The 24,897-nt window shown below is 69.0% G+C and carries 20 protein-coding genes; 10 read left to right on the top strand and 10 right to left on the bottom strand.

All coding sequences use genetic code 11. The features are described from left to right. Position 1: 1 nt before the first annotated feature. Together VHA82_RS20700 and VHA82_RS20695 are read left to right on the top strand one after the other, a co-directional pair. On the top strand, positions 2-943 hold the full coding sequence (locus VHA82_RS20700; protein WP_325547057.1) for an ABC transporter permease: 942 nt from the start codon (positions 2-4) through the stop codon (positions 941-943). A gap of 28 nt (positions 944-971) precedes the next feature. After that, entirely contained in the window at positions 972-1,841 is an 870-nt protein-coding gene (locus tag VHA82_RS20695; protein ID WP_325547178.1) for an ABC transporter permease, read from the top strand. 63 nt (positions 1,842-1,904) lie between these two features. Here VHA82_RS20695 and VHA82_RS20690 read toward each other — a convergent pair whose 3' ends face one another. Beyond that, complete coding sequence (locus VHA82_RS20690; RefSeq protein WP_325547056.1) at positions 1,905-2,669, bottom strand: hypothetical protein; 765 nt, start codon at positions 2,667-2,669, stop codon at positions 1,905-1,907. Positions 2,670-2,731: 62 nt separating this feature from the next. On the opposite strand from VHA82_RS20690, the gene VHA82_RS20685 reads away from it, so the two are divergent. Continuing rightward, the gene (locus tag VHA82_RS20685) at positions 2,732-3,985 is read left to right on the top strand and encodes a metal-dependent hydrolase family protein (protein ID WP_325547055.1); all 1,254 of its coding nucleotides are present in this window, start codon (positions 2,732-2,734) and stop codon (positions 3,983-3,985) included. A 39-nt stretch (positions 3,986-4,024) separates the two neighbouring features. Here VHA82_RS20685 and VHA82_RS20680 read toward each other — a convergent pair whose 3' ends face one another. Together VHA82_RS20680 and VHA82_RS20675 are read right to left on the bottom strand one after the other, a co-directional pair. Next, entirely contained in the window at positions 4,025-6,115 is a 2,091-nt protein-coding gene (locus VHA82_RS20680; protein ID WP_325547054.1) for a heavy metal translocating P-type ATPase, read from the bottom strand. A gap of 61 nt (positions 6,116-6,176) precedes the next feature. Next, positions 6,177-6,449: a hypothetical protein gene (locus VHA82_RS20675; RefSeq protein ID WP_325547053.1), complete on the bottom strand. Its 273-nt coding sequence runs from the start codon at positions 6,447-6,449 to the stop codon at positions 6,177-6,179. Between the two features lie 119 nt (positions 6,450-6,568). On the opposite strand from VHA82_RS20675, the gene VHA82_RS20670 reads away from it, so the two are divergent. Beyond that, entirely contained in the window at positions 6,569-7,099 is a 531-nt protein-coding gene (locus tag VHA82_RS20670; protein ID WP_325547052.1) for a cupredoxin family protein, read from the top strand. A gap of 111 nt (positions 7,100-7,210) precedes the next feature. Here VHA82_RS20670 and VHA82_RS20665 read toward each other — a convergent pair whose 3' ends face one another. Continuing rightward, positions 7,211-8,356 (bottom strand): YncE family protein, encoded by a 1,146-nt coding sequence (locus VHA82_RS20665; RefSeq protein WP_414708678.1) that lies wholly within the window; start codon positions 8,354-8,356, stop codon positions 7,211-7,213. A gap of 196 nt (positions 8,357-8,552) precedes the next feature. Further along, entirely contained in the window at positions 8,553-9,380 is an 828-nt protein-coding gene (locus VHA82_RS20660) for a creatininase family protein (RefSeq protein ID WP_325547051.1), read from the bottom strand. 98 nt (positions 9,381-9,478) lie between these two features. On the opposite strand from VHA82_RS20660, the gene VHA82_RS20655 reads away from it, so the two are divergent. Continuing rightward, positions 9,479-10,480, top strand: a complete 1,002-nt coding sequence (locus VHA82_RS20655) for a P1 family peptidase (protein ID WP_325547050.1) — start codon at positions 9,479-9,481, stop codon at positions 10,478-10,480. A gap of 29 nt (positions 10,481-10,509) precedes the next feature. Then, complete coding sequence (gene gorA, locus VHA82_RS20650) at positions 10,510-11,904, top strand: glutathione-disulfide reductase (protein WP_325547049.1); 1,395 nt, start codon at positions 10,510-10,512, stop codon at positions 11,902-11,904. A 382-nt stretch (positions 11,905-12,286) separates the two neighbouring features. Here the strand turns inward: gorA and VHA82_RS20645 are convergent, their stop codons facing one another. The 5 genes from VHA82_RS20645 to VHA82_RS20625 all read right to left on the bottom strand — a co-directional run bounded on the left by VHA82_RS20645 (position 12,287) and on the right by VHA82_RS20625 (position 18,825). Next, positions 12,287-12,964 carry a flavin reductase family protein gene (locus VHA82_RS20645; RefSeq protein WP_325547048.1) on the bottom strand — a complete coding sequence of 226 codons (678 nt, stop codon included), beginning with the start codon at positions 12,962-12,964 and terminating at the stop codon, positions 12,287-12,289. Positions 12,965-13,110: 146 nt separating this feature from the next. Next, complete coding sequence (locus tag VHA82_RS20640; protein WP_325547047.1) at positions 13,111-13,566, bottom strand: YXWGXW repeat-containing protein; 456 nt, start codon at positions 13,564-13,566, stop codon at positions 13,111-13,113. Positions 13,567-13,738: 172 nt separating this feature from the next. Next, complete coding sequence (locus VHA82_RS20635; RefSeq protein ID WP_325547046.1) at positions 13,739-17,065, bottom strand: hybrid sensor histidine kinase/response regulator; 3,327 nt, start codon at positions 17,063-17,065, stop codon at positions 13,739-13,741. A 10-nt stretch (positions 17,066-17,075) separates the two neighbouring features. Then, positions 17,076-18,188, bottom strand: coding sequence for a response regulator (locus tag VHA82_RS20630; RefSeq protein WP_325547045.1), 1,113 nt, complete (start codon positions 18,186-18,188; stop codon positions 17,076-17,078). Positions 18,189-18,450: 262 nt separating this feature from the next. Then, positions 18,451-18,825: a hypothetical protein gene (locus VHA82_RS20625; RefSeq protein ID WP_325547044.1), complete on the bottom strand. Its 375-nt coding sequence runs from the start codon at positions 18,823-18,825 to the stop codon at positions 18,451-18,453. Positions 18,826-19,002: 177 nt separating this feature from the next. On the opposite strand from VHA82_RS20625, the gene VHA82_RS20620 reads away from it, so the two are divergent. From VHA82_RS20620 to VHA82_RS20605, 4 genes are all read left to right on the top strand, one after another. Continuing rightward, positions 19,003-19,899: a DMT family transporter gene (locus VHA82_RS20620; protein WP_325547176.1), complete on the top strand. Its 897-nt coding sequence runs from the start codon at positions 19,003-19,005 to the stop codon at positions 19,897-19,899. A gap of 99 nt (positions 19,900-19,998) precedes the next feature. Continuing rightward, positions 19,999-21,735: an IlvD/Edd family dehydratase gene (locus VHA82_RS20615; protein ID WP_325547043.1), complete on the top strand. Its 1,737-nt coding sequence runs from the start codon at positions 19,999-20,001 to the stop codon at positions 21,733-21,735. Positions 21,736-21,854: 119 nt separating this feature from the next. Then, entirely contained in the window at positions 21,855-22,814 is a 960-nt protein-coding gene (locus tag VHA82_RS20610) for a TAXI family TRAP transporter solute-binding subunit (RefSeq protein ID WP_325547042.1), read from the top strand. 4 nt (positions 22,815-22,818) lie between these two features. Further along, positions 22,819-24,828 carry a TRAP transporter fused permease subunit gene (locus VHA82_RS20605; protein WP_325547041.1) on the top strand — a complete coding sequence of 670 codons (2,010 nt, stop codon included), beginning with the start codon at positions 22,819-22,821 and terminating at the stop codon, positions 24,826-24,828. Positions 24,829-24,897 lie beyond the last annotated feature (69 nt).

The following is a 24,897-nucleotide window of genomic DNA, read 5'->3' as shown; positions in this document are numbered from 1 at the left end:
GGTGATCGACTTTCTTCTCAAGCGCATCGCCCAGCTCGTCCCGACGCTCGTCCTGGTGTCGATCCTCATCTTCGGGCTGCAGCAACTGCTGCCCGGTGACCCGGCGAAGATTCTCGCGGGCGAGGAACAGGACCCGCAGGTCATCGCGTACCTGCACAAGAAGCTGCATCTGGACGAGCCCCTGCCGGTGCGCTACGCGTACTGGGTGAGCGGAGTGATGCGCGGCGATCTCGGCGAATCGGTGCGCAACCAGGAGCCGGTGCTCTCGCTCGTCGCGCAGAAACTGCCCGTCACGATGCAGCTTGCCGCGATGGCGATGTGCATCGCGCTTCTCATCGGCGTCCCCGCGGGCATCATCGCCGCGGTCGCGCGCGGCACGGCCTGGGACTGGCTTGTCAACGTCTTCGCCCTGTGGGGCCTGTCGACGCCCAACTTCTGGCTCGGCATCCTGATGATCCTGCTCTTCTCCGTGAATCTCGGCTGGCTGCCCGCTTCCGGCTACGTGAGCCCGTTCGACGATCTCGCCGGCAACCTGAAGTCGATGATCATGCCCGCCTTCGTGCTCGGCAACGCGATCGCCGCCGTGCTCATGCGGCACACGCGCAGCGCGATGCTGCAGGTGCTCTCGGCCGACTACGTGCGCACCGCGCGCGCGAAGGGTCTCGAGGAGCGCACCGTCGTGCTCAAGCACGCGCTGCGCAACGCGCTCACGCCGGTCATCACGCTCGGAGCGCTCGAGTTCGGCACGCTTCTGTCGGGCGCGGTGCTCACCGAGCAGGTGTTCACCATTCCGGGCTTCGGCAAGCTGATCGTGGATGCGGTGTTCAACCGCGACTACGCCGTCGTGCAGGGCGTGGTGCTCGTCACGGCCACGGCCTACATGCTCCTGAACCTGCTCGCGGACATCGCGTACGTCGCGATCAATCCGCGATTGAGACATTGAAGACATTGACGTGAGCGCCGTTCTCCCACTGCCCGCGAACGCGACGCTCGCGCCCGCACCCGACAGCCCGTGGCGGCGCGCGTGGCGGCGCCTGAAGCGCCGCCGCATCGCGTTGCTCGCGCTCGGCGTCGTCGTCGCCTTCGTCGTGCTCGCCGTGTTCGCGCCGTGGGTCTCGCCGTACGACCCGGTGGAGACGAGCTGGAGCGCGATCCGCAAGGCGCCGACGGCCTCGCACTGGTTCGGCACCGACGACATCGGCCGCGACGTGCTCTCGCGCGTCATCTGGGGCACGCGGGCCTCGCTGCTCGCGGGAGTCGTGTCGGTGTCGCTGTCGCTCGCGATCGGCGTGCCGCTCGGCATGCTGGCGGGCTTTCTCGGCGGGTGGGTCGACGCGGTCGTTTCGCGCATCACCGATGCCTTCCTCGCGTGCCCGTTCCTGATCCTCGCCATCGCGCTCGCGGCGTTTCTCGGGCCGAGCCTCACCAACGCCATGATCGCCATCGGCGTCTCGGCGGCGCCCGTCTTCGTGCGGCTCGCGCGGGGGCAGGTGCTGGCCGTGAAAGTCGAGGACTACATCGAGGCTGCGCGCGCCGTGGGCAATCCACGCTGGCGCATCGCGCTGCGCCACATCCTGCCCAACATCCTCGCGCCGCTTCTGGTGCAGGCCACGCTCGCGATCGCCGCGGCGGTGATCGCCGAAGCGAGCCTCTCTTTCCTCGGGCTGGGCCAGCAGCCGCCCGCCCCGAGCTGGGGCAGCATGCTCAACACCGCCAAGAATTTCATCGACAACGCGCCGTGGATGGCGATCTGGCCGGGGCTCGCGATCTTCGTGCTCGTGCTCTCGTTCAACCTGCTCGGAGATGGGTTGCGGGATGCGCTGGATCCGCGGGAGGTGTGATGCCCCCGGCACGCCGAAGCGAGCGCGCCGGGATGGCCCTGCAGCCGACCAGCCGGCGACCCGTCACCGCGCCTCCTCCTGCACGAACCGTGCGAGCGCCTGCAAGAGCTGCGCGAACCGATGCGCCCCGAGTTCATCGCGCGCGGGGTCGAGCCAGGTCGTGCTGATTTCGAGCTGCATCGCGGGCACGCCCCGCGCCGCCGCGAACTTCGTGATCGTCTGCTGCTGCGCGGCGGCAAAGTAGTTCGACGAGATGTTCACGAGCCCCTCGGATCGCAACGCTTCCACGAGCCGCGCTTCGAGCGCCTCGTGGCCCGCGATCGAGCGGCCGTTCATCGTTCCCAGATCCACCTCGTAGGGCCGCGCCGCCGCGCTGCCGTGCAGATCGAGCACGAAGCGCGGACGGACCTTCGCGATCTGCTCGCGCAATGCCGCCTTGAACGAGTTGTCGTCGTAGTAGTTCGGATCGGACGGACTCGCATACGTCGTGTAGATCACGGTCACGCCCGCGATCCGGTGCAGCGCCACGGCAAGCGCGGCCGTGCCGCCGCCATCCGCGAACCGCTGACGGCCTTCGCGAAACGGCTGCGTCGCGTGCGGCGCGGTCACGATCACGGGTGACGTGCCTTCGATCACGCGCAACCACGCCTCGCCCGCCGGCGGCGGCATCGCGGCATGCCCGTCGATTTCCTTTTGCAGCGCGATGGCCTCCGTGACCGTGGGCACGTCGACGATCGCCTTGCGCAAGGCGGGCGCATGGCCCGCCGAAGTGGCCGCGCAGCCCGCGACCCACAGGCACGCCGCAAGGAGGAGAGGGGTCTTTCGCATGCATCCAGTTTATGCACGAAAAAGGCCCGCGCCCGTATCATGGCCGCACCCCTGGAGGCCCCATGACGCAGCTGCTCCTGAAGAAAGCCCGCATCTTCGACGGCTGGCACGCGGACTGTGCCGAGAACATGCAGGTGCTCGTCGCCGACGGGCGCATCCAGGAAATCTCCCAGGGGCCGATCAAAATCGCCGACGATGCGCGCGTGATCGATGCGAGCGGGCTCACGCTCATGCCCGGCATGATCGACGCGCACGTGCACGCCTTCGCGAGCGACGTGGCGGTGGCCCGGGTCGAGGCGCTCGGCGAAGCCTATCGCGCGGCGTATGCGACGCGCATGCTCAATCACGCGCTGCAATGCGGCTTCACGACCGTGCGCGACGTGGGCGGCGGCAACTATTCGCTCTACCGCGCGCTGGCCGACGGGCTGATCGCGGGCCCGCGCTACTTCTACGCGGGCCGCATCCTGTCGATGACGGGCGGCCACGGCGACATGCGGCAGCTCGAGGAGCGGCCGCGCTACTACAGCGCCTGCGCGTGCGGCGACGGGCCGCTTGCCAACAGCTTTTCCGTGCTCGCCGACGGCGTGGACGAATGCATCAAGAGCGCGCGCGAGGAACTGCGGCAGGGCGCGCACTGCATCAAGATCATGGGCTCGGGCGGCGTGCTCTCGCCCACCGACCCGATCTGGATGAACCAGTACCGCGAGGACGAGATCCGCGCCATCGTGAACGAATGCACCGAGCGGCGCTCGTACGTCGCCGCGCACTGCCACCCCGCGAGCGCCGTGCGGCGCTGCGTGGAATACGGCGTGCGCAGCATCGAGCACGGCACGCTCATCGACGACGACACCGCCGAATTCGTGGCGCGGCACGGCGCGTTCATCGTCCCGACCATGGCGGTCTGCTTCGCGCTCGTGGAGACGGGCCGCAAGCTCGGGCTGCCGTCCGAAAGCCAGGAGAAGGTGGAGCAGATCGCGCGCGAGGCGATCTCCGGCCTCGACCGCATGCGCCGCGCCGGCGTGGACGTGTGCTACGGCACCGATCTGCTGGGCAGCACGCACGTGCAGCAATGCCGCGAGTTCACGATCCGCCGCGAAGTGTTCTCCCCGCTCGAGCTGCTGCGGCAGGCCACGTCCACCCCCGCGGAGATGATGCTGATGCAAGGCCAGATCGGCTGCGTCGCGCCCGGCGCGCATGCGGACCTGCTGCTCGTCGAAGGCGATCCGCTGAAGGACATCTCGGTGCTGGCCGCCGACGGCCAGTTCCTGCGGCTCATCGTGCGAGGCGGCGAAGTCGTGAAGGACCGGATGAGCTGAGTGCCCCGCCGCCGCGCAGGGCCGGGCAAGCCCGTGCGGTCACGCGGCCGGCGGTTCGCGCGGCGCAACCGCGCCAAGCAGCCTGAGCCCGTTCGCCACCACGAGCAGGCTCGCCCCCATGTCGGCGAACACGGCCATCCACATCGTGGCCATGCCGGCGACCGCAAGCGCGAAGAACACGGCCTTGATGCCGAGCGCCAGCGCGATGTTCTGCCACAGCACGGCGTACGTGCTGCGCGAGAGGCGCACGCTCTCGGCCACGCGCTGGAGGTTGTCGTTCATCACCACGATGTCGGCCGACTCCATCGCGACGTGCGTGCCGGCGGCGCCCATCGCATAGCCGATGTCCGCCTGCGCGAGGGCGGGTGCGTCGTTGATGCCGTCTCCGACCATGCCGGTCGCGCCGTGTTCGCGCTGCAGCCGCCTCACCGCTTCGAGCTTCTGCTCGGGCAGCAGGTCGCCGTGCGATTCCGATATGCCCGCCTCGGCCGCGATGGCTTTCGCCGTGGCATCGTTGTCGCCCGTGAGGAGCACCGTGCGGATGCCGAGCGCCGACAGGTCCTGCACCGCGCGCCGCGAGGTCGGCTTCATCGTGTCGGCGACGGCGAAGAGCGCCACGACCTCGCCGTTTCGCGCGAGCAGCGTGACGGTGCGGCCCTGTTGCTCGTGGCGGCTCGATTGCGCTTCCACCTGCGGCGTGCACAGGCCCAGCGCATGCACGGCGCGGTGGTTGCCGAGCAGCACGTGCGCGCCGTCCACTTCGCCTTCCACGCCCCGCCCGGGCAGCGCCTTGAAGGCGGTCACCCGGTCGTGCGCGCCATCCACACCCGCGCGGATCGCCTGCGAGACCGGATGGTCCGACCGCGCCGCGAGACTCGCGGCGAGGCTCGCGGCGCGCGTCCGGTCGAAGCCGCCCCAGGGCATCCAGTCCACGAGCTTCGGCTTGCCCTCGGTGAGCGTGCCGGTCTTGTCGAGCGCGATCACCTTCAGGCGCCGAGCCGATTCGAGATACGTGCCGCCCTTGATGAGGATGCCGCGCCGCGCCGCCGCGGCCAGGCCGCTTACCACGCTCACCGGCGTGGAGATGACGAGCGCGCAGGGGCAGCCGATCACGAGCAGCACGAGGGCCCTGTAGGCCGCGTCGAGCCACGCGGCGCCGAAGAGAAGCGGTTCGCCGACGGCCACCGCGACCGCGAGCGCGAACACGGCCGGCGTGTAGCAGGTGGCGAACCGATCCACCAGGCGCTGCGTCGGCGCACGGGTGTGCTGCGCCTCCTCGACGGCGTGGATGATGCGCGCGAGCGTCGTGTCCTTCGCAAGCGCGGTGACGCGCAATTCGAACTCGCCCGGGCCGTTGATCGTTCCCGCGTACACGCTGTCGCCGGGCCCCTTGTCGAGCGGGATGCTTTCACCCGTCACGGGCGCTTCGTCGATCGCGGCGTGGCCCGCCGTGATCACACCGTCGAGCGGCAGCCGCGCGCCGGGCTTCACGCGCACGATCGCGCCCACTTGCACCGCATCGGCTCGCGTGGAAACCCAGTGCCCGTCCCCGGCGCGTACCAGCGCTTCCTCGGGAGCCAGGCAAAGCAGCGCTTCGATGGCTCTGCGCGACCGATCGAGCGCGCGCGCTTCGATCAGCTCGGCGATGCCGAAGAGCGCCATCACCATTGCGGCTTCCGGCCACTGGCCGATCAGGAACGCGCCGGTGACCGCCACCGACATGAGCGCGCCGATGTCGAGCCGTCCGCGCAGCAAAGCCGAAAAGCCCATGCGGTAGACGTCGACGCCCGCGAGCCAGATCGCGATCGCGGCGACGGCCATGCCGATCGCGTTCCACGGCGACCCCCGCGAAGCGAGATGCGAGATCGCCTCCGCCACCGCGGCGAGCGCGAGGGCGGCGCCCATCCGGGCGAAGCCGGGCGAGCCGTGGCCGTGGTCGTGGTCGTGGTCGTGGTCGTGATCGTGCTCATGACCGCGCGCGCGGTCATGCTCGTGATCGTGACCGTGTGCTTTCGCATTCGGCCGCCCCGAGCCGCGCGCGCCGTCCGCGGCTGCAGTGCCCTCCGGCGCGAGCGCAGCGGTCGAACAGCAGCCGCCATCGTCCTTCGGCGGCATGGTTTTGCGGTCCATGCCCCATTGGAACGCATTGGCGGGCGCCTGCCGAGTCCCCCGGGCCGCGCCCGGCAGCAGGTCAGAGCAGCTTCGCCAGGATGAAACCCGCGACGAACGACGCGGCAAGTGCCGCGAGCGGGTTCGCGCGCACCTGCTCGCGGGCCATGTCGCCGTACTCCTGCTGCATGTTCAGCACGCGATCGCTGCCGGATTCGATGCGCTGCTCGAGCGTGTCGACGGCTTCGTGAACCTTGCGCGCGAAGCTGTGCAGCGCCCTGATCTCGCCGGCGCCGCCGTCCGGGCCGGTGTCGGCACTGGTGGGGAAGGGATGGGTGGATGTTTCGCTGTTCATGGTTCGCGTCCTGGTGGCGGGGAATGAATCCTGCACTCTAGAAAGCACAGCCTTGCGGCACTGTCGGTGCAGTTGCACGAGCGCATGTAGGAAGCGTCCTGCCCTATGATCGACCTGCCATGCTCCCGACGTCTCGCCGCACCTTCATGGCCTTGCCGCTGCTCGTGCTCCTTGCCGGCGCACCGGGCGCCGCGCGCGCGGCCGCGAAGGGGCAGCTGCCGTGGGGCTTGCCGGGCGATGCGCGCCAGGCACGCCGCACGTTTCGCATCCGCATGAGCGACGACATGCGCTTCACGCCCGACCGCATCCGGGTGAACGAAGGCGACACGGTCCGCTTCATCCTGCACAACGCGGGCAAGCTCGAGCACGAGATGGCGATCGGCACGCGCGAGAAGCTCGACGAGCGCATGGCCGCGATGACGCAGATTCCGTACACCCTCCACCCGCATGGTCCCGTGCGAGCGCGCACCCATGCGCACGACGAACCGGGGATGGTGCACGTGATGCCCGGCGCGACGCGCCAGCTCGTCTGGAAGTTCAACCGCGCCGGCGAATTCACTTTCGCATGCCTCATCCCCGGCCAATACGAGGCCGGAATGATCGGCACGATCCTGGTCCTGGCGCACGCGCAGCCGCGGCGCCGCCATTGAGCCCGCGCTGCCAGTTCGGGAGATGTCCGTTCGTCTCATTCCCATGCGCCGCGCGGAACGCGGCCGAGAGACACTTCCGTACTAGCGCGAGCCCATCGCGGAGGACGGGCCTCAACGCATGTTGCCGGTATGTCCCAGGCTGTAGCGCCCCGGCTGCGGCCACACCGTGAGGCCATGCGGCTCGCGGCCGACCTTCACGCGCGCGACCGCGCCGTCGCGCGTGTCGATGCGGTACACCTCGTCGTCGTAGCGTCCGGAAAGCCACAGGTACCTGCCGTCGGCGCTCACGTTGCCCATGTCGGGACTGCCGCCGCCGGGAATGGGCCAGGTGGAGATCACCTTTTCGGTGGCGAAATCGATCACCGCCACGCTGCCCGGGCCGTGCCGCTTGCCGTGAATGCGGTGGCTGCCGCGATTGGCCACGTAGAGATACTTGCCGTCGCGGCTCGGGTAGAGACCGTGCGTGCCGACACCGGTCGGAATGAAGCCCACCTGCCGGAACGACGCGAAGTCCACCACGTGCACGCCGTCGGCCATCATGTCGGCGACGTAGAGGCGCGTGCCGTCGGGCGACACGCGCACGTCCTGCGGCATGCCTTCGCCGGGCATCGCGCCGTGCGTGTCGTGCGAGAAGCCCGTCATCGAATGCGCCATTTGCCGCATCTGCTGCGCGCCGGCGCGCCCGAACTGCGTGCTGAGGCGGATCGTCGCGACCACCTTGCGCTCGACCAGGTCGATCTTCGTGAGGCCACCGCCGAATTCGCAGGTGAAGGCCGCGTAGCGTCCGTCGATCGAGAAATCGGCGTGGTTGATGCCGCTGCACGCCGGCGTCGGGAGCGAGAACTCCAGCTTCATCGTGTGCGGATCGCGGAAGTCGAGCCTTGCGTGCGCCTCGGCGACGATGATCGCGTACCTGCCGTCGGCCGTGAAGTACATGTTGTACGGATCGTCCACCGGGATCGACTTGCCCGGCCGGCCGGTGAGCGGATCGATGGGCGTGAGGCTGCCGTCGCGGCGGCCCTCCGCGTTGTTGGCGACCCAGAGCGTCTTCAGGTCCCACGACGGCACCACGTGCTGCGGATCGACGCCGACACGAAACGTGTCCAGCACGGCCATCGTCACGGGGTCGACGACCGACACCGTGCGGTCGCTGCGATTCGGAACGTACACGCGCTCCAGGTGGCCCGCCACGGCCGCGGACAACTTGCCCGCGACCTGTTCGCTGTACAGGTTGCTCGGGTCGGGCACCGGCGGCATGCCGGGAATCGTGCGCACCGCGGAAGCAGGCGCTTGCGCGGGCGTTTGCGCGGTCGGTTGCGCGGACGGTTGCGCAGGCGACTGCGCAGGCATTTGTGCTGGCGGTTGTGCGACCACCGGCAGCGACGCGAGCGCCGCCACCGCGCACAGGATCCGCAACGATCTCATCATCTGACTCCTTGATTGCCTTGCCATGTCATGGGCGGCGGGCTTCCCCGCCAGGACGGTGGGCCTGCGCGATCGACTCGCGAATCGCCGTCACGGCGCGTTCCACGACGAGATTCGCCCCTGCCTCGCCGAGCGCCGCGCTCGCCTGCGCCGGATTGCCGTGCACGCCCATCTCGGCGGAGGACGCCTGCGGCGTGCGCAGCAGTTGCGTGCGAACGCGCGAAGCGTCGGCCGCGAGCAGCAGCGATGTGTCTGCGAGCCCCGCGTGCGTGCCGATGTCGGCCGCCGCGAAGCCGCGCTGCTTCAGGAGTTGCGCCACGCCCGCGGTCGACGCATCGTAGTACGAACCGATGTAGTGGACGCGCGCGTCCGCCCTGCCCCGCTCCTTGCCCTGCTCCCTGGCCCACTCGCGGTTGAGCTGCTCGGCCGCCTCGCGCAGGATCGGCTGGTAGTCGCCCGAGTCGCCGATGAGCACAATGTCCCGAAACCCGTTTTCCCGGAAGCTGCGAGCCGCGCCGGTGACGATGCCGCGGAAGGCGTCGTCCGCCACGGAGATCGTGCCGGGGTAACGCATGTGGCCCGTGGGCGGCGAGATGCGCCCTTCGGGGACATAGGCGATCACGGGCGCCACGACGGCATTGCCCAGTTGCGATGCGATGCGTTCCGCGAAGGCGGCAACACGAAAGTTGTGCTTGCCGAGCGCCATGTGCGGCCCGTTCTGCTCCGTGCCGCCCACGGGGAGGATCACGGTGGTGGTGCCCGAGCGCATCGCGTCCCTGAGTTCCGTCCAGGTGGAGTCCTCCAGCCGCACGCCGGCCGGCGGGGCCGCGGCCGCGGACACCGGAAGGGTCGCCACGGCAGCCAGCAGAAGCGCAATCGGGGGGAAGAAACGAACCATGAAGGGGAAATGCAGCGCGCAGATTCTATGCGCTTGGCTGAAAGGATAATGACCGCATGAGCGCAACGGCATCTTCCATCACGGACGTGGGCGGCATCGAAGTCGGCCATTTCACCGACGCTCGCCGCCCGACGGGCTGCACCGCCATCCTCGCGCGGGGCGGCGCGGTGGGCGGCGTCGACGTGCGCGGCGCGGCGCCCGGCACGCGCGAGACGGACCTGCTCGCGCCCACGAACCTCGTCGACACGGTTCATGCGGTGATGCTCGCGGGCGGCAGCGCCTGGGGGCTCGATGCCGCGAGCGGCGCGATGCGCTGGCTCGACGAGCATGGCATCGGTCTGGCCGTCGGGCCCGGGCGCGTGCCGATCGTGCCCGCGGCCGTGCTGTTCGATCTCTACGTGGGCGACGCATCGATCCGCCCCGATGCGTCGGCCGGCTACGCCGCGTGCGAAGCGGCTTCGCGTTCGCGTCCGGCCGAAGGCAACGTGGGCGCGGGTGCGGGCGCGATCGTCGGCAAGATCTTCGGGCCCGAGCGCGGCATGAAAGGCGGCATCGGCACCGCTTCGGTGTCGGTGGACGGCGTGACGGTCGGCGCGATCGTGGCATGCAATGCGCTGGGTGACGTGATCGATCCGCACACGGGGCGCATCGTCGCGGGCGCGCGCACGCCCGAGGGCACGGCCTTGTTCGACTCGCACCGAGCGCTGCTCGCGGGCACGCCGCCCAAGCGCCTGGTCGGCGGCGCGAACACCACGATCGGCGTGATCGCGACCGACGCGATCCTCACCAAGCCCCACGCATCGCGGCTCGCCTTGGTGGGGCACGACGGACTCGCGCGCGCGATCCGGCCCGCCCACACGCTCTTCGACGGCGACACCCTCTTCGCGCTCGCGACGGGTGCTTCGGGCAAGTCGCTCGACATGATGACGCTGTCGGTGATGGCGGCCGAAGCGGTGGCGCAGGCCGTCGTGCGCGGCGTGCGCGCCGCGAAGGCCGTCTCCGCGGGAGCCTTGCGATTGCCCTGTGCGGGCGACTTGGGTGAAAGGACACAGGCATGAGCAGCAGTCGCGCAGTCGAAGAAGAATCCATGCCCCACGCGCAAGGCGAAGGCGCTCGAGCAGCCGGTTTCGACTGCGACCTGCTCGTGATCGGCGGCGGCAGCGGCGGCGTGCGTGCGGCTCGCATGGCCGCGCAGCGCAATGCGAAGGTCATACTCGCCGAAGCGGCGGCGCTCGGCGGTACCTGCGTGAACGTGGGCTGCATCCCGAAGAAGCTTTACAGCTACGCGTCGCATTACGCGGACGACTTCCGCGACGCGGCGGGCTTCGGCTGGCACGTGGGCGAGACGCGTTTCGACTGGGGCGTGCTGAAGGCCAACCGCGCCACCGAGATCACCCGCCTGAACGGCGTGTACCAGAAGCTGCTCGAGGATGCGGGCGTGGAGATCGTGACGGGGTGGGCGAGCGTTACCGGGCCGCACGGCGTGCGCGTGCGCACCGAACGCGGCGAGCGCGAATTCAACGCGCGGCACATCCTGGTTGCGACCGGCGGGCGTCCGAGCGTGCCCGACTTTCCGGGGTGCGAACACGTCGTCACGTCCGACGGCATGTTCGATCTCGAGCCGTTTCCCGGGCGGCTGGTGGTGGTGGGCGGCGGCTACATCGCGTGCGAGTTCGCGTCGATCTTCAATGGGCTCGGTGCGCGGGTCACGCAGCTCTATCGGGGCGAGCAGGTGCTGCGCGGCTTCGATGCGGATGTGCGGCGGTTCATCGCGCAGGAGATGCGCAAGCACGGTGTGGACCTGCGCACGAACGCGGATGTGGCATCGGTCGAGAAGACGTCCGCCGGGCTGGAAGTGAAGCTGAAGGACGGCACGGTGCTGGTGGCCGACACCGTGCTTTATGCGACGGGCCGTGTGCCCAATGTCGAGAACCTCGGGCTCGAAGCCGCCGGTGTGCGGCTTGGCAGGAACGGCGCGGTCGTCACCGACGATTTCTACGCGAGCAGCGTGCCTTCGATCCATGCGCTGGGCGACGTGATCGATCGGGTGCAGCTCACGCCGGTGGCGATCGCGGAGGCGATGGTGCTTGCGGATCGTCTCTTCGGCGAGGGCAGGCGCAGTCTCGATTACGAGTTCATTCCGACGGCGGTGTTCACGCATCCTTCGATCGGGACGGTGGGGCATACCGAAGAGGAAGCGCGCGGCAGGTTCGGCCGGGTCGACATCTATCGCAGCGATTTCAAGCCGCTTCGCCACACCTTGAGCGGCAGCGGCGAACGCACGCTGATGAAGCTCGTGGTGGATGCGGCGACCGATCGTGTCGTCGGGCTGCACATGGTGGGCGCCGATGCGGGCGAGATCGTGCAGGGCTTCGCGGTGGCGATGAAGGCGGGCGCGACGAAGGCGGTGTTCGACGCGACGGTGGGGATTCATCCGACCGCGGCGGAGGAGTTCGTGACGATGCGGTCGGCGGTGGTGTAGCAACGAAGCGCTTCATGCACTTGGCGGACCGCGCGGCGAAGCGCCCCTGCTCATGCTTACGCAATTGGGGCGGGGACCTATCACAATGAGCGTGCGTTGCATGCGACCGCGGGCGTGGCCACTATCGAAAACGCGCTGTTCAAAGCGAGATGACGCAAGCTTGGCCCATGGGGCGGACCAGCAGCAAGGCGCAGCCGAAATCCTTGACCGGCCCGAGGTCAGGGTGACCCCTGCAGCAAAATAACAGAGGAGCGTGCCGCGCGGCAAACGGGGGACATTCGCGGAAGGGCCGCCCCCGTCCCGCTGCGGGGTGCGCCACTCGAACGCCTTGGATCCCCGCTTTCGCGGGGATGACGGCGCTCATCTTCTGCCGCTCCGGCTCCTACCCCCGCTCCACCACCCGCCCCCGATCCACATCCGGACTCCGATACGTCTCCTCCGGCACCCGGCCCAGCTTCGAATCGTGCAGCTCGTGCGGCGCAAGTCCGTAGAACTTCTGGAACGACATGATGAGCGGACGCCACTTGTCCGGGTCGATGCGGTTCTCGTGACCTGCCATCAGGATCGAAGGCGCGAGGTGCACTGGCTGGATGCGCACTTCGAGCGCAAGCGCCCGACCCCGCAGCACCGCGTCGCGCGCGGCCATCTCGTGATGGCCCTCGAGCACCGCTTCCAGCTGCACCGGGCACTCGCGCACGCGCGGCGGCGCCACGGTGTGCGACGCGTCCGGATGCAGCCCCGCCACACCGAACTTGTCCTTCACATACCGATAGCCGCGGCCGAGCTTCGCGGCGGGTACCGATTCCGTTCCGGTCGTGAGGGCGAGCCGGTCGACGGCCGCGACTTCCGACTGGGAAGGCAGGTTCAGCACGCACTCGCGCGTGCGCAGAAGGTTCTGCGTGGTCTTCGAGTAGGCCGCCAGTCCGAGCATGCAGCGCCACCCGAGCCACCACGCCGACGACATCGGCGCGAGATTGGCGGTGCCGTCCTCGTTCAGCGTGGAGATGATGACGACGGGCGTGCCGAAGTAGAGGATCGCGGGTTCGGAGGTGACATGCATGCGGGCTCCTTGTGGATGCCCGCAGTGTCGTCAAGGCGAGCCCGCGGGGCTCGCCGTTTCCGGACAGGCGATTGCGTCAACGATTGCGTCGACGATTTCGTCGACCATTGCGTCAACGATCGCGCCAACGATCGCTTGCTGCCTCGTCAATCCCGCGTCGGATCGCGCGGATGATCGTCGCGCCAGTTCGCGACACCGTCATGGTCGCGGTCGCCGTTGGCGCCATAGCGGTCGTATCTGCGTTCGTCCCGATCGCGCCAGCGGTCCTCGCGGTCGCGGCGGCCATAACCGTAGCCATAGCGCTCCTGCACCCACGCGCCACCCGTCATGAACCAGCTACCATCCGGGCGCTGCACCCAGCGCGCCTCGCGCCACACGTAGCCCGGCCGCTCGTTCATCCAGCGGCCACCCACCCACACATAGCGGCGATCGCGCCACGCGTAGTAGCCGGGCGACCAGACATAGCCCGACCGCGGGGCTGGGATCACTTCATGGATCGGCGCCGGCGGCCCGTACTGCACGATCACTTCGGCCTGCGCAATGGCCGCGACACCCGCGAGGGACAACGCCGCCGCGAATGCAACGAGGGATTTCCGTTTCATGATGACTGCTCCTTCTTCAAGGTACGAGGCCAGCATGGGACGCAACGCGATGCGGGCCTATCGGCACGCGGGTCGCGCAGGCGTCGGAAGCTTCCTTCGCGAAGGTTGTCACACGGCTTCGCTCAGCCGCAGGCGGAATCGTCGCGGCACGCACGCATGCGCGCGCACCCCGTCACGGTGTCCAGCTCTCGACTTCCAGGCGCGTTCCGTGCCAGAGTTCGCGCAGGTGCCGGCCCTGCGCCGCCGCGTCGGCGGGGAAGCCCTGCTTTGCCGCGGCCTCGAGCGCGCTCGACGCGGCGTGCATCGCCATCGCGCCCACGTTGCCGGCCGCGCCTTTCAACGCATGCGCCGCACTCGCAAGCGCCTGCGCGTCCTGCGCGGCCACGGCCGCATCGATCGCATCGAGCCGCTTCGGCGTATCGGCAAGGAAGAGGCCGATGACTTCCTTCGTCATCGTGAGCGCCTCGTCGTCGTACTCGCGAAACTCCTGCAGGCGGCCGAAATCCATCAGCATCTGGCTCGTGAGCGCGGCGGGCGCCGGCACCGGCTCCTCATCGGCGCGCGCGGCAGCCGGGCGCGCCCGCACGATCCACTTCTGCAGTGCGCCCGCGAGCGCGCCGACTTGCAGCGGCTTCGTGAGGTAGTCATCCATGCCCGCGGCTTCGCACCGCTCGCGGTCCTCTGCCGAAGCGGCGGCCGTGACCGCGATCACCGGCGGACTGCCGTCGCCGAGTGCTGCATGGATTTGCCGGGTCGCTTCGAGCCCGTCGACGTCGGGCATGTTCACGTCCATCAGGATCGCATCGATGCGTTCGCCCGCCGCGACCGCCTGCGCGATGGCCTCGACGGCTTCGCGTCCGTCGGTCGCGGTGCGCACCTCGTAGCCCAGCTTCAGCAGCATGGCGCATGCGACCTTCAGGTTGACCGCGTTGTCGTCGGCCACGAGCACCGTGGCGTGCTGGCCGGGGCTCACGCTCGCGGCGGCCGCGGTATCGCTCGCCCCGCCCGCGCCGATGCAGCGCAGGATGGTGTCGAAGAGCTGGTTCTGCCGCGCGGGCTTCAGCAGGCGCGCTTCGAAGAGCCGCGCGTTCTCGTCGCCCGCGGGCATGAAGCCGGAGCTCAGAAGCACGATCGGGATTCGCGCGAGCGCCGCTCTTTCCTTCACCGCGCGCGCGAACGCGACGCCGTCCATCTCCGGCATGTGCATGTCGGTCACGATCACGTCGGGCGGCGGCTGGATCGTGAGGAGCAGATCGAGCGCTTCGCGCCCCGACGCCGCCGATGTCACCTGAAGCCCCCACAGCTGGAGCTGCCGCGTGAGAACGCGCACGTTGGTCGCGTGATCGTCGACGACGAGCACGTTCACGTCCTTCAGCCGGCTGCTGTCGGCGGGGCTGAAGGACGGCGCGAGTTCCGTCACCTTCGCCGTCATCGTGAACCAGAAGGTCGAGCCGCGCCCCGGTTCGCTTTCGACGCCGATCTGCCCGCCCATCAGCTCGACGAGCCGCTTGCAGATCGCGAGGCCCAGGCCCGTGCCGCCGTACTTGCGCGTCGTCGATGCATCGGCCTGCGTGAACGCCTCGAAGAGCGACGCCGCCCGATCCGGCGCAATGCCGATGCCCGTGTCCGTGACGCGGAATTCGAGCTTTACGCGGCCCTCGACCTCGTGCGATGCCAGCTTCACGTGCACCGCCACCTCGCCCTTGTCCGTGAACTTCACGGCATTGTTGATGAGGTTGATGAGGACCTGCCTGAGGCGCGTCACGTCGCCCAGGATCGCCGCGGGCACCGCCTGCGGGCCGGCCTCGGGAATGTCCACGATGAGCTCGAGCCCCTTTTCGCGCGCGCGCGGCGCCGCGATGTCGCACGCTTCCTCCACCGCGCCGCGCAGGCTCACCGGCTCCACTTCGAGCTCGAGCTTGCCGGACTCGATCTTCGAAAAATCGAGGATGTCGTTGATCACCGCAAGCAGCTGGTCGCTCGAGAGACGAATCGTCTGCAGGTAGTCGCGCTGCTCGGGATCGAGCGGCGTTTCGGCCAGCAGCGTGCTCATCCCCACCACGCCATTGAGCGGCGTGCGGATCTCGTGGCTCATGGTGGCGAGGAACGCCGCCTTTGCCCGCGCCGCGCCGAGCGCCTCCTCGCGCGAGGCTTCCAGTTCGGCCGTGCGTTCGCGCACGCGCGCTTCGAGCGTCTCGTTGGCCTGCTGCAGCGCGCGCGCGTCGCGCTCGACCTGCGCGCGAAACGCCTGCAACTGCTCGCCGCTGTCGTGCAGCACCTGCGAGAGTTCGCGCACTTCGCGGATGCGCGTGCGCTGCGCGACGTCGGGTACGCGCCCGCGCCCGAGCTGTTCGGCCGCCGTGGAGAGCGCGCCGAGCCGGTTGCCGATCGCACGCGCCAGCAGGAACGCGATGAGCGTTCCCAGCACGATGAGCGCGCCGCCGCCACCCACCGCGAGAAGCGACGCGCGCCGGATGTCGGCCGTGAAATCGCTTTCGGGCGCGGCCACGACCAGCGTCCAGTGCAGGCCCAGGTCTTCGCCGAAGGGCCGCTGCACCATCAGCAGGTCGTCGCCCGCCGCGAGCGGGATGCGCTTGAGGCTCGTGTCCGCGGCCACGGAATCCTCGCGCCGCTGCGCGCGCAACGCCTGCAGCGCCGAATAGCTCGCGCGGATCATCGGATTCGCGCTGTCCTTCGGGCTGCGCCGCACGAACCCGCCGTCCACCGGCTCGAAGAGCGCATCGCCCGCGGAACTCGCGACCAGCGCATCGCGCTCGTCCACCACGAACGCGGCGCCGTGCGCGCTGATGCGCTGCGTGCGCAGCACGTCGGCGAGCTGCTGCAGGTGCAGGTCCACCGCGAAGACGCCGGCAGCGCCGCCATCCGCATCGAACACCGGCTGCGCGAGGCTCACGACGAGCTGCTTCGACTCGGCCGAAACGCGCACGGGCGTGAACGCGCGGTCCTTCGCCTGCATCGCGGTGCCGTACCACGGCGTCGTGCGCGGCTCGAAGTTCACGGGCTCGGAGGGCAAGCGTTCGTGGCGGTCGCCCGGCTCGCGCGCGAGCCACCAGTCGCGCCCCGCGCCATTGGCCGGCCGCACGGCGATGCGCATGCCCTGCTCCACCGCCTCGACGCCGAAGTATTCGCCCCGGAGGTTTGCGAAGTGCAGCACCGGCACTTCGGGCGACAGGCGCATGAGCGCGAAGGCGAGCGGCTCGAACTTCGCGGGCTCCCGCAGCCACGCACGCGCGCGCTCCGTCTCCGCGGGCGTGAGGCGCTCGCGGAAGAGCCCGTTCATCACTTCGTGGGCCTGGCGCAAGTGGTTCTCGGTGCCCGCCTGCACGAGCGTGGCGACGTGCGTGAGGATGCGGCCCGCGAGTTCGTCCACGGATTCGTTGCTCGCGCGCACGAGCGTCCACGCGACGAGCAGCGCGGGCACGGTGGCAAGCAGCACGAGGCTCGCCGCGAGGATGCGGCGCAGCGGAACGAGCCTCATGCGAACGCCCTCAGAGTTCGAGCCCGGTGATTTCCGCGGCATCGATGGCGGGCCGCCCCGGCACGTCGAAGATGGACCGGCGGCCCGTGCGCACCGCGCCGGTCACGGAGCGCAGCGTGCTCACGCTCGCCGCGACTTCCCAGCCTTCGAGGGCGGCCCGCTTCTGCAGCTGCATGGTGGTGCTCGTCACTTCGCCCACCGGCAGCCGCTGGCGGTTGCCCGTGAGCGGGTCCGAGAGGAACGCGAGCGCCACGGGCCCCGTGTTCAGCGCGACGCACACGCCGAACGGCGCGAGGCCGCGGCCCGGATAGGTCTCTTCGAGGTACCGGCCGATCGGCGTCGCGGCCTCGACCAGCGCGAGCGCGGTGCGCACCGCGCGCAGGCCGTGGTTCACGGTGTCGGTGTTCATGTCGCCCGTGAAGACGGCGAGCAGCCCCTCGCCCACGAACTGCATGTAGTGCGCGCCGAAGAGGTAGGCCGCGTCGTTCGCGCGTTCGTAGAGGCGCCGAACCAGCTCGCTCATCTCGGCGGTCGAGAGCTTGCCCGCCAGGGCCGCGTAGTTCGGGATGTCCACGAAAAGCACGGTGGCGGATTCGAAGCGTTCGTCGCTCTCGCCGGGCTGCGCGGCGGGCCAGCGATCGCTCAGTTCCGAGGCGAGGCGGTCCTCGTACAGCTCCATGAGCCGGTCGCGCTCGCTGGCGACGGCGCTGCGCACCGCCCTTTCCACCGCGATGGTCTGCAGCGCGGCCTGGACCTTGCGGCGGTTGAGCTGCGCGGCCACCGCCTCGCGCAGCTCGCGGGGCTGGAAGGGCTTCGTGATGTAGTCGTCGGCGCCCGAAGTCATGCCGATGCGCATGTGCGCGCGTTCCTGCAGCGAGGTGAGCAGGATCACGGGCGTCGTCGCGAAGATGGGTTGCGCGCGCAGCGCGGCGAGCACCTGAAAGCCGTTCAGGCCGGGCATCTGCACGTCGCTCACGATCAGGTCGGGCTTGCGCGCCTCCACGAGCGCCACGCCCTGCTGCCCGTCTTCGGCGGCCAGCACTTCATGGCCCTCCCGGCGCAGCACGGAACTCACCAGCATGCGCGTGGCGGCATCATCTTCCATCAAGACGATCAATGCCATCTTCGTATTACCTGGGTCTTTCCCGGGAGGGTGGAGCGTCCAATGATAGCGGGGGCCGGTCGGTGCTGCCGAGGCATGGTTGCGCCCGGCGCGCTCCAAAAAAAAGCCCCCTCGAAAGGGGGCGGATGGAGGGAGTCTGAAGGAAGGAGCCCGCGCGGCCCGCTGTCCGCCGGCTGTCGCCCGTTCGAAGCGACAGCCTCACTATATGCATTTGTAGAAATACTTCAAGTGGCAAATCGTGGCAATTTCGCCGCCCTCCCCGTCAGGAGGCGGCCCACACGAACGTCACTCTCGCGGGCTTCGCGTCGACCGTCACGCTCTTGTGCTGCGTCTTGCCGGCGAAAGTCGCCGCGATGTCGTAGCTGCCCTTGCCCGAGAGGTCCACGAGCATGAGCGGGCCGCCGCAGTGGCCCTGCAGCACCACGTCGCCCCGGCCCGAGGTGATCCGCACGTCCACGTCGGCCACGTAGGCGCCGGTCGTGGATGCGAAGGTCACGAGCATGTCGTGGCCGGCGGCCTGCGCCTTCATGCGCTCCTGGTCGCCCGCGCCCACGCCGCCGCAGCTGAACGAGGCGCCCGCCGCCGATGCGGCGCTTGCCAATGCACACCACGCCAATCCGATCGCGATTCTCTTCATCTGAACGTCTCCCTTGTGTTGCCTGGCCCAAGTCCTGTCACAGCGACAGTGCGACACAGCGACAGTGCGGCACGCTCGGGCGTCGTCGGCCGCTCGTGCCCATGCTACCGCGACGCATCGCGCCCGTGTGGCCGCGCGTGTTGTCTAATTCCCGCAATGACGAGCCAAGCTTTCTGGATGGTGCTCGCCGCCTTGCTCTTCTCCGCCATGGGCGCGTGCATCAAATTCGCCGCCGGCAGCTTCTCGGCCGCGGAAATCATCTTCTACCGCGGACTCATCAGCATGGTGTTCATGTGGGCGTTCGCGCGCGCGACGGGCGTGACGCTCGCCACCCGATACCCGCGCATGCACGCCTGGCGCAGCTTCGTCGGCGTGATCTCGCTCGCCGCATGGTTCTACGCGATCGCGGGGCTGCCGCTCGCCACGGCGATCTCGCTCAACTACATGAGCAGCGTGTGGATCGCCCTGTTCATGATCGCGGGCTCCGTCATGGCCTGGCAGCCGAAGGACGACGCGGGCACGATGCCGCTCAACGGCTCGCTCATCATGACCGTGCTCGCGGGCTTCGCGGGCGTCGTGCTGCTCCTGCGGCCTTCCATCCGGCATGACCAGCTCGTCCCCGGCATGGCGGGGGTGCTGTCGGGGATCACCGCGGCGCTCGCGTACATGCAGGTGGTCGCGCTGTCCCGGCTGCGCGAGCCCGAGACGCGCACCGTTTTCTATTTCGCAGTCGGCGGGCTCGCCGCGGGCCTCGCGGTGGTGCCGTTCACCGGCTTTTCGCCGTGGTCGTGGGCCGCCGCGACATGGCTGCTGCCGATCGGCGTGCTCGCCTCGCTCGGCCAGCTCTGCATGACGCGCGCCTACTCGCGAGCGGGCACCGAAGGCGGCACGCTGCTCGTGGCGAACCTGCAGTATTCGGGCATCCTCTTTTCCGCGTTCTTCGGCTGGCTCCTCTTCGACGACCGCATTTCCCTCCTCGGCTGGACGGGCGTGGCGCTCATCGTGGCAAGCGGCATCGCGGCCACCGTGATCCGCAGCCGCGCGGTGCCCGATGCGCCGGGCGAAGAGCACTGAACGCGGCAAACGCGGGGCTGCAGGCACAAGCTCGGCCACGAGCGCGCATGAACGCGCATGAACGCGCATGAACGCGCATGAGCGCGCACAATCGCGCGCATGACCTCTTCGAAGCGCGCGGCGGACACCGGCATGCGGCGGGGCCTCACGAGTTACGGGGACGCCGAGTTCTCGCTCTTCCTGCGCAAGGCCTTCATCAAGGGCGCGGGCCTCAGCGACTCGGCGCTCGACCGGCCGGTGGTGGGCATCGCCGACACCGGCAGCGGCTTCAACCCTTGCCACGGCAACATGCCGCAGCTGATCGGCGCGGTCGAACGCGGCGTCCTGCTCGCGGGCGGCCTGCCCGTGCGCTTTGCCACGATCTCGCTGCACGAAAGCTTCGCGCATCCGACCAGCATGTACCTGCGCAACCTCATGTCGATGGACACGGAGGAAATGCTGCGCGCGCAACCGATGGATTCGGCGGTGCTGATCGGCGGCTGCGACAAGACCGTGCCCGCGCAGCTCATGGGCGCCGCCTCGGCGGGTTTGCCCGCCGTGCAGCTCGTGACGGGTTCGATGCTCACGGGTTCGCATCGCGGCGAAACCGTCGGCGCGTGCACCGATTGCCGGCGCTGGTGGGCGAAGTTCCGCGCGGGCGACGTGGGCGAGGCCGAGATCGACGAAGTGAACGACAGGCTGGTGCCGAGCGTCGGGACCTGTTCGGTGATGGGCACCGCAAGCACGATGGCCTGCATCGCCGAAGCGCTGGGCATCGCGGTGCCCGGCAGCGCCTCGCCACCCGCGGTGACGGCGGACCGCCTGCGCATCGCCGAAGAGACGGGCCGGGTCGCCGTCGAGCTCGCGAAGAGCGGGCTTCGCATCGGGCAGGTGCTCGACGCGAGGGCTTTCGAGAACGCGATGCGCGTGCTGCTCGCGATCGGCGGATCGACCAACGCGATCGTGCATCTCACGGCGATCGCGGGCCGGCTCGGCTTCGAAGTCGATCTCGACGCGCTCGACCGCATGGGCCGCGAAACGCCGGTGCTGCTCGACCTGAAGCCGACGGGCGCGCACTACATGGAGGACTTCCACGCGGCCGGCGGCATGCGCACGCTGCTGCGCGAACTGAAGCCGCTCATGCATCTCGACGCCATGACCGTGACCGGCAGAACGCTCGGCGAAGAGCTCGAGCGCGCGCCGCCGCCCTTCGCGCAGTCGGTCGTGCGCCCGCTCGATCGCCCCGTGTACCCGCAAGGCGGCATCGCCGTGCTGCGCGGCAATCTCGCCCCGGGCGGCGCGATCATCAAGCAGTCGGCGGCCGATCCCCGTCTCATGGAACACGAGGGCCGCGCGGTGGTCTTCGAGAATGCCGCGGACCTCGCCGGGCGCATCGACGACGATGACCTCGACGTGAACGCGAGCGACATCCTCGTGCTGAAGAACATCGGCCCCAAGGGTGCGCCGGGCATGCCCGAAGCCGGCTACCTTCCGATCCCGCGCAAGCTCGCGCGCGCGGGCGTGAAGGACATGGTGCGCATTTCCGACGGCCGCATGAGCGGCACGGCGTTCGGAACCGTCGTGCTGCACGTGACCCCCGAAGCGGCGGCAGGCGGCCCGCTCGCGTACGTGCGCACGGGAGACCGCATCCGGCTGTCGGTCGGAAAGCGCGAGCTATCGCTCCTCGTGAGCGAAGAAGCGCTCGCGCAGCGGGCGAACGCGGCCGCCGCGAGTCCGCCCGCACCCGAACGCGGTTATGCCAGGCTCTTCCAGATGGCCGTGACGCAGGCCGACCAGGGCGTCGACTTCGATTTTCTGAGGGCGGCGCAACTGCGCGGCAAGGTCCCTGCGAAGTAGCTGCGAGCGCGGCGCGCGTACAGGAAACCCATTAGAGACACGCGCTCGCAGCGCGGCACAGAATCACCCGCGCTGCACTCGCGCGAGGCGCATGAGTGCTTTTTGATTCGGAGACCTCGATGAAATTCCTCAAGTCGGCTTTCCTCTTCTTCGCTGCCGCGCTGATGCTCGCCGGCACGGCCGCCGCGCAGAACATCTCGATTGCCACCGGCGGCACGGGGGGCGTGTATTACCCGATGGGTGGCGGCCTCGCGGCCGTGCTTTCGAAGTACGTGCCCGGCATGCAGGCCACGGCCGAAGTGACGGGCGGCTCGGTCGACAACCTGAAGCTCATCGCGAGCGGCAAGCCCTACGTCGGCTTCAGCATGAGCGACGCCGCGCTCGACGCCTACAAGGGCGAGGACAAGTTCAAGGATCACAAGGTCCCCGTGCGCACGCTCGCCATCCTCTACCCGAACCGCATGCACGTGGTCACGGTCGAGGGCAAGGGCATCGCCAAGATGGCGGACCTGAAGGGCAAGCGCGTTTCCACGGGCTCCCCCGGCAGCGCGACCGAGGTGATGGCCTTCCGCCTCATCGAAGCCGCCGGCCTCGACAAGGACAAGGACATGAAGCGCGAACGTCTCGGCGCCGCGGAGTCGGTGAACGCCATCAAGGACGGCAAGATCGACGCCTTCTTCTGGGTGGGCGGCCTGCCCACGGCCGCCGTGTCGGACCTCGCGAACACGCCCGGCACGAAGATCAAGATGATCGATCATGCGGATCTCGTCCCCGCGATGAACAAGAAGTGGGGGCCGCTCTACGTGCAGGACGTGATCCCGAAGAGCACCTACCGCGGCATGGACGCGGACAACCATCAGGCCACCGTGATGAACATCCTGGTCGCCAACGAGTCGATGGACGAGAAGACCGCGTACAACATCGTGAAGGCGATCTTCGAGAAGAAGGCCGACCTCGTTGCCGTGCACAAGGAAGCGGAGAACATCAAGCTCGAATCGCAGAAGCAGGCGGCCACGCCGATTCCCTTCCATCCCGGGGCGCTGAAGTACTTCGCCGAAAAGGGCATCAAGGTCGAATGAGCGCATGACCGAGCCCCAGGCGGTGAGCGACGAGGCCCTGCAGAAGGCCGAGGAGTTCATCGAGCAGGAGGAAGGCGCGGCCAACAAGCTGCGCGGGCCGCTCGCGGTCTTCGTCACGCTGCTGGCCGTCGCGATGACGGTGTTCCATCTGTACGCGGCGTACGACATCGTGCCCACCCAGACGCTGCGCCCCGTGCACGTGGCGTTCGTGCTGGTGCTCGTCTTCCTCATGTTCCCGATGGCGGCGCGCTTTCGCCACCGCGTGATGTGGTGGGACTGGATCGCGGCCGCCGCCGCCGTGGCCATCGCGGCCTACCTGATCCTCGGCGGCGACGATTTCACCGACCGCAACACGTCGCCCCTGCCGTGGGACATCGCCTTCGGCGTCGCGCTCGTGCTGCTCGTGCTGGAGGCGATGCGGCGCACGAGCGGCTGGATCATGCCCGCGATCTGCACGGCCTTCATCGCCTATGCGCTCGCCGGCCCGTACCTGCCCGCGCCGTGGACGCACAAGGGCTACGACGTCGGGCGGCTCGTCGGCGTCATGTACATGACGCTCGAAGGCATCTACGGCGTGGCGATCGACGTGTCCTCGTCGCTCATCATCCTCTTCACGATCTTCGGCGCGTTCCTGCAGTACTCGCAGGCGGGCAAGTTCTACATCGACTTCTCGTTCTCCGCGATGGGCGGCAAGCCGACCGGCGCGGGCCGCACGGTGGTGCTCGCGTCGTTCCTGCTCGGCGGCCCCTCGGGCTCGGGCGTCGCGACGACCGTGACGCTCGGCTCGGTCGCGTATCCGATCCTCGCGAAGGTCGGCTACGAGAAGAACGCGGCGGGCGGGCTGCTCGCCGCGGGCGGGCTCGGCGCGATCATCTCGCCGCCGGTGCTGGGCGCGGCGGCCTTTCTCATCGCGGAGTTCCTGAAGATTTCGTATCTGGACGTGCTGCTGATGGCGTGCATCCCCACGCTGCTCTTTTACTTCGCGCTCTTCCTGATGGTGGAGATCGACGCGCGCAAGTACGGCATGCACGAAGTGAACTTCGGCCGGATCGAGCCCGTGTGGTCGCTCACGAAGAAGTACTGGTACCACTTCCTCTCGCTCGTCTCCATCGTCGTCTTCATGCTGTGGGGCTTCTCGCCGGTGCTGTCGGTGTTCTGGGCGACGGCCGTCGCGGCCGTCGCGAGTTTCCTGCGCAACGACACGGCGCTCATCCCGTACGAGCTCCTGCGCCACCCGAAGGAGCTCGCGCGCAATTTCCTCGGCACGCCTTTCATCAAGGCGATGGAAGGCGGCTCGATCGGCGTGCTGAACGTCGCGGCGACCTGCGCGGGCGCGGGCATCATCGTCGGCGTCGTCACGCTCACGGGGCTCGGCCTGAAGTTCAGCACCATCGTGATCGACTATGCGGGCGGCTCGCTGCTGCTCACCGCGATCTTCACCTCGCTCGTCGTCTGGATCGTGGGGCTCGCGGTGCCGGTGACGGCGTCCTACATCATCTGCGCGGTGATTGCCGCGCCGGCCTTGACGAAACTCGGCGTCGCGGACTTCGCGGCGCACATGTTCATCTTCTACTACGCCGTGCTGTCGGAAGTGTCGCCGCCCACCGCGCTCTCGCCTTTCGCTGCCGCCGCGATCACGGGGGGTGATCCGTACAAGACGACGATGCAGTGCTGGAAGTACACCGTGCCGGCCTTCCTCGTGCCCTTCATGTTCGTGCTCGATCCGAGCGGGCAGGGGCTATTGCTGATGGGTTCGACCAAGGCGCTTGCGAACGCGAACTGGTGGTCGATCGCGGAAGTGACGATCACCTGCGCCATCGGCATCGCCTCGATCGCGGCGGGGTTCCAGGGGTGGGCCTTGAGGAAGGCGACGGTGATCGAGCGCGTGCTGTTCTGCGTGGCGGGCGTGTTGCTGGCTTATCCGGGCGCCATCGCGGACCTGGCCGGGCTCGTGCTCGCGACCGCGGCGCTGGGCATGCAGTACGTGAGGCGCGAGAAGACGATCGCGGCGTGAGCTCGGGGCTCGGCCCCTTTGCAACGCCGGTTCGCGCTGCACTTCGTCACCGGTCTGGCGGGCGCCGGT

The organism is Ramlibacter sp. (assembly GCF_035548915.1).
Taxonomy (GTDB): Bacteria; Pseudomonadota; Gammaproteobacteria; order Burkholderiales; family Burkholderiaceae_C; genus Ramlibacter.
Note: the sequence above shows the minus strand (reverse complement) of the source record. Positions and strands in the feature narration are given on the sequence as shown.

What these genes read in the sequence shown, in the direction of transcription:
- VHA82_RS20630 (WP_325547045.1), bottom strand. Translation starts at nt 18,188, where the DNA reads ATGGCATTGATCGTCTTGATGGAAGATGATGCCGCCACGCGCATGCTG.
- VHA82_RS20625 (WP_325547044.1), bottom strand. Translation starts at nt 18,825, where the DNA reads ATGAAGAGAATCGCGATCGGATTGGCGTGGTGTGCATTGGCAAGCGCC.
- VHA82_RS20610 (WP_325547042.1), top strand. Translation starts at nt 21,855, where the DNA reads ATGAAATTCCTCAAGTCGGCTTTCCTCTTCTTCGCTGCCGCGCTGATG.
- VHA82_RS20670 (WP_325547052.1), top strand. Translation starts at nt 6,569, where the DNA reads ATGCTCCCGACGTCTCGCCGCACCTTCATGGCCTTGCCGCTGCTCGTG.
- VHA82_RS20615 (WP_325547043.1), top strand. Translation starts at nt 19,999, where the DNA reads ATGACCTCTTCGAAGCGCGCGGCGGACACCGGCATGCGGCGGGGCCTC.
- VHA82_RS20675 (WP_325547053.1), bottom strand. Translation starts at nt 6,449, where the DNA reads ATGAACAGCGAAACATCCACCCATCCCTTCCCCACCAGTGCCGACACC.
- VHA82_RS20690 (WP_325547056.1), bottom strand. Translation starts at nt 2,669, where the DNA reads ATGCGAAAGACCCCTCTCCTCCTTGCGGCGTGCCTGTGGGTCGCGGGC.
- gorA (WP_325547049.1), top strand. Translation starts at nt 10,510, where the DNA reads ATGCCCCACGCGCAAGGCGAAGGCGCTCGAGCAGCCGGTTTCGACTGC.
- VHA82_RS20655 (WP_325547050.1), top strand. Translation starts at nt 9,479, where the DNA reads ATGAGCGCAACGGCATCTTCCATCACGGACGTGGGCGGCATCGAAGTC.
- VHA82_RS20635 (WP_325547046.1), bottom strand. Translation starts at nt 17,065, where the DNA reads ATGAGGCTCGTTCCGCTGCGCCGCATCCTCGCGGCGAGCCTCGTGCTG.
- VHA82_RS20620 (WP_325547176.1), top strand. Translation starts at nt 19,003, where the DNA reads ATGGTGCTCGCCGCCTTGCTCTTCTCCGCCATGGGCGCGTGCATCAAA.
- VHA82_RS20685 (WP_325547055.1), top strand. Translation starts at nt 2,732, where the DNA reads ATGACGCAGCTGCTCCTGAAGAAAGCCCGCATCTTCGACGGCTGGCAC.
- VHA82_RS20645 (WP_325547048.1), bottom strand. Translation starts at nt 12,964, where the DNA reads ATGCATGTCACCTCCGAACCCGCGATCCTCTACTTCGGCACGCCCGTC.
- VHA82_RS20605 (WP_325547041.1), top strand. Translation starts at nt 22,819, where the DNA reads ATGACCGAGCCCCAGGCGGTGAGCGACGAGGCCCTGCAGAAGGCCGAG.
- VHA82_RS20665 (WP_414708678.1), bottom strand. Translation starts at nt 8,356, where the DNA reads ATGCCGCCGGTGCCCGACCCGAGCAACCTGTACAGCGAACAGGTCGCG.
- VHA82_RS20640 (WP_325547047.1), bottom strand. Translation starts at nt 13,566, where the DNA reads ATGAAACGGAAATCCCTCGTTGCATTCGCGGCGGCGTTGTCCCTCGCG.
- VHA82_RS20680 (WP_325547054.1), bottom strand. Translation starts at nt 6,115, where the DNA reads ATGGACCGCAAAACCATGCCGCCGAAGGACGATGGCGGCTGCTGTTCG.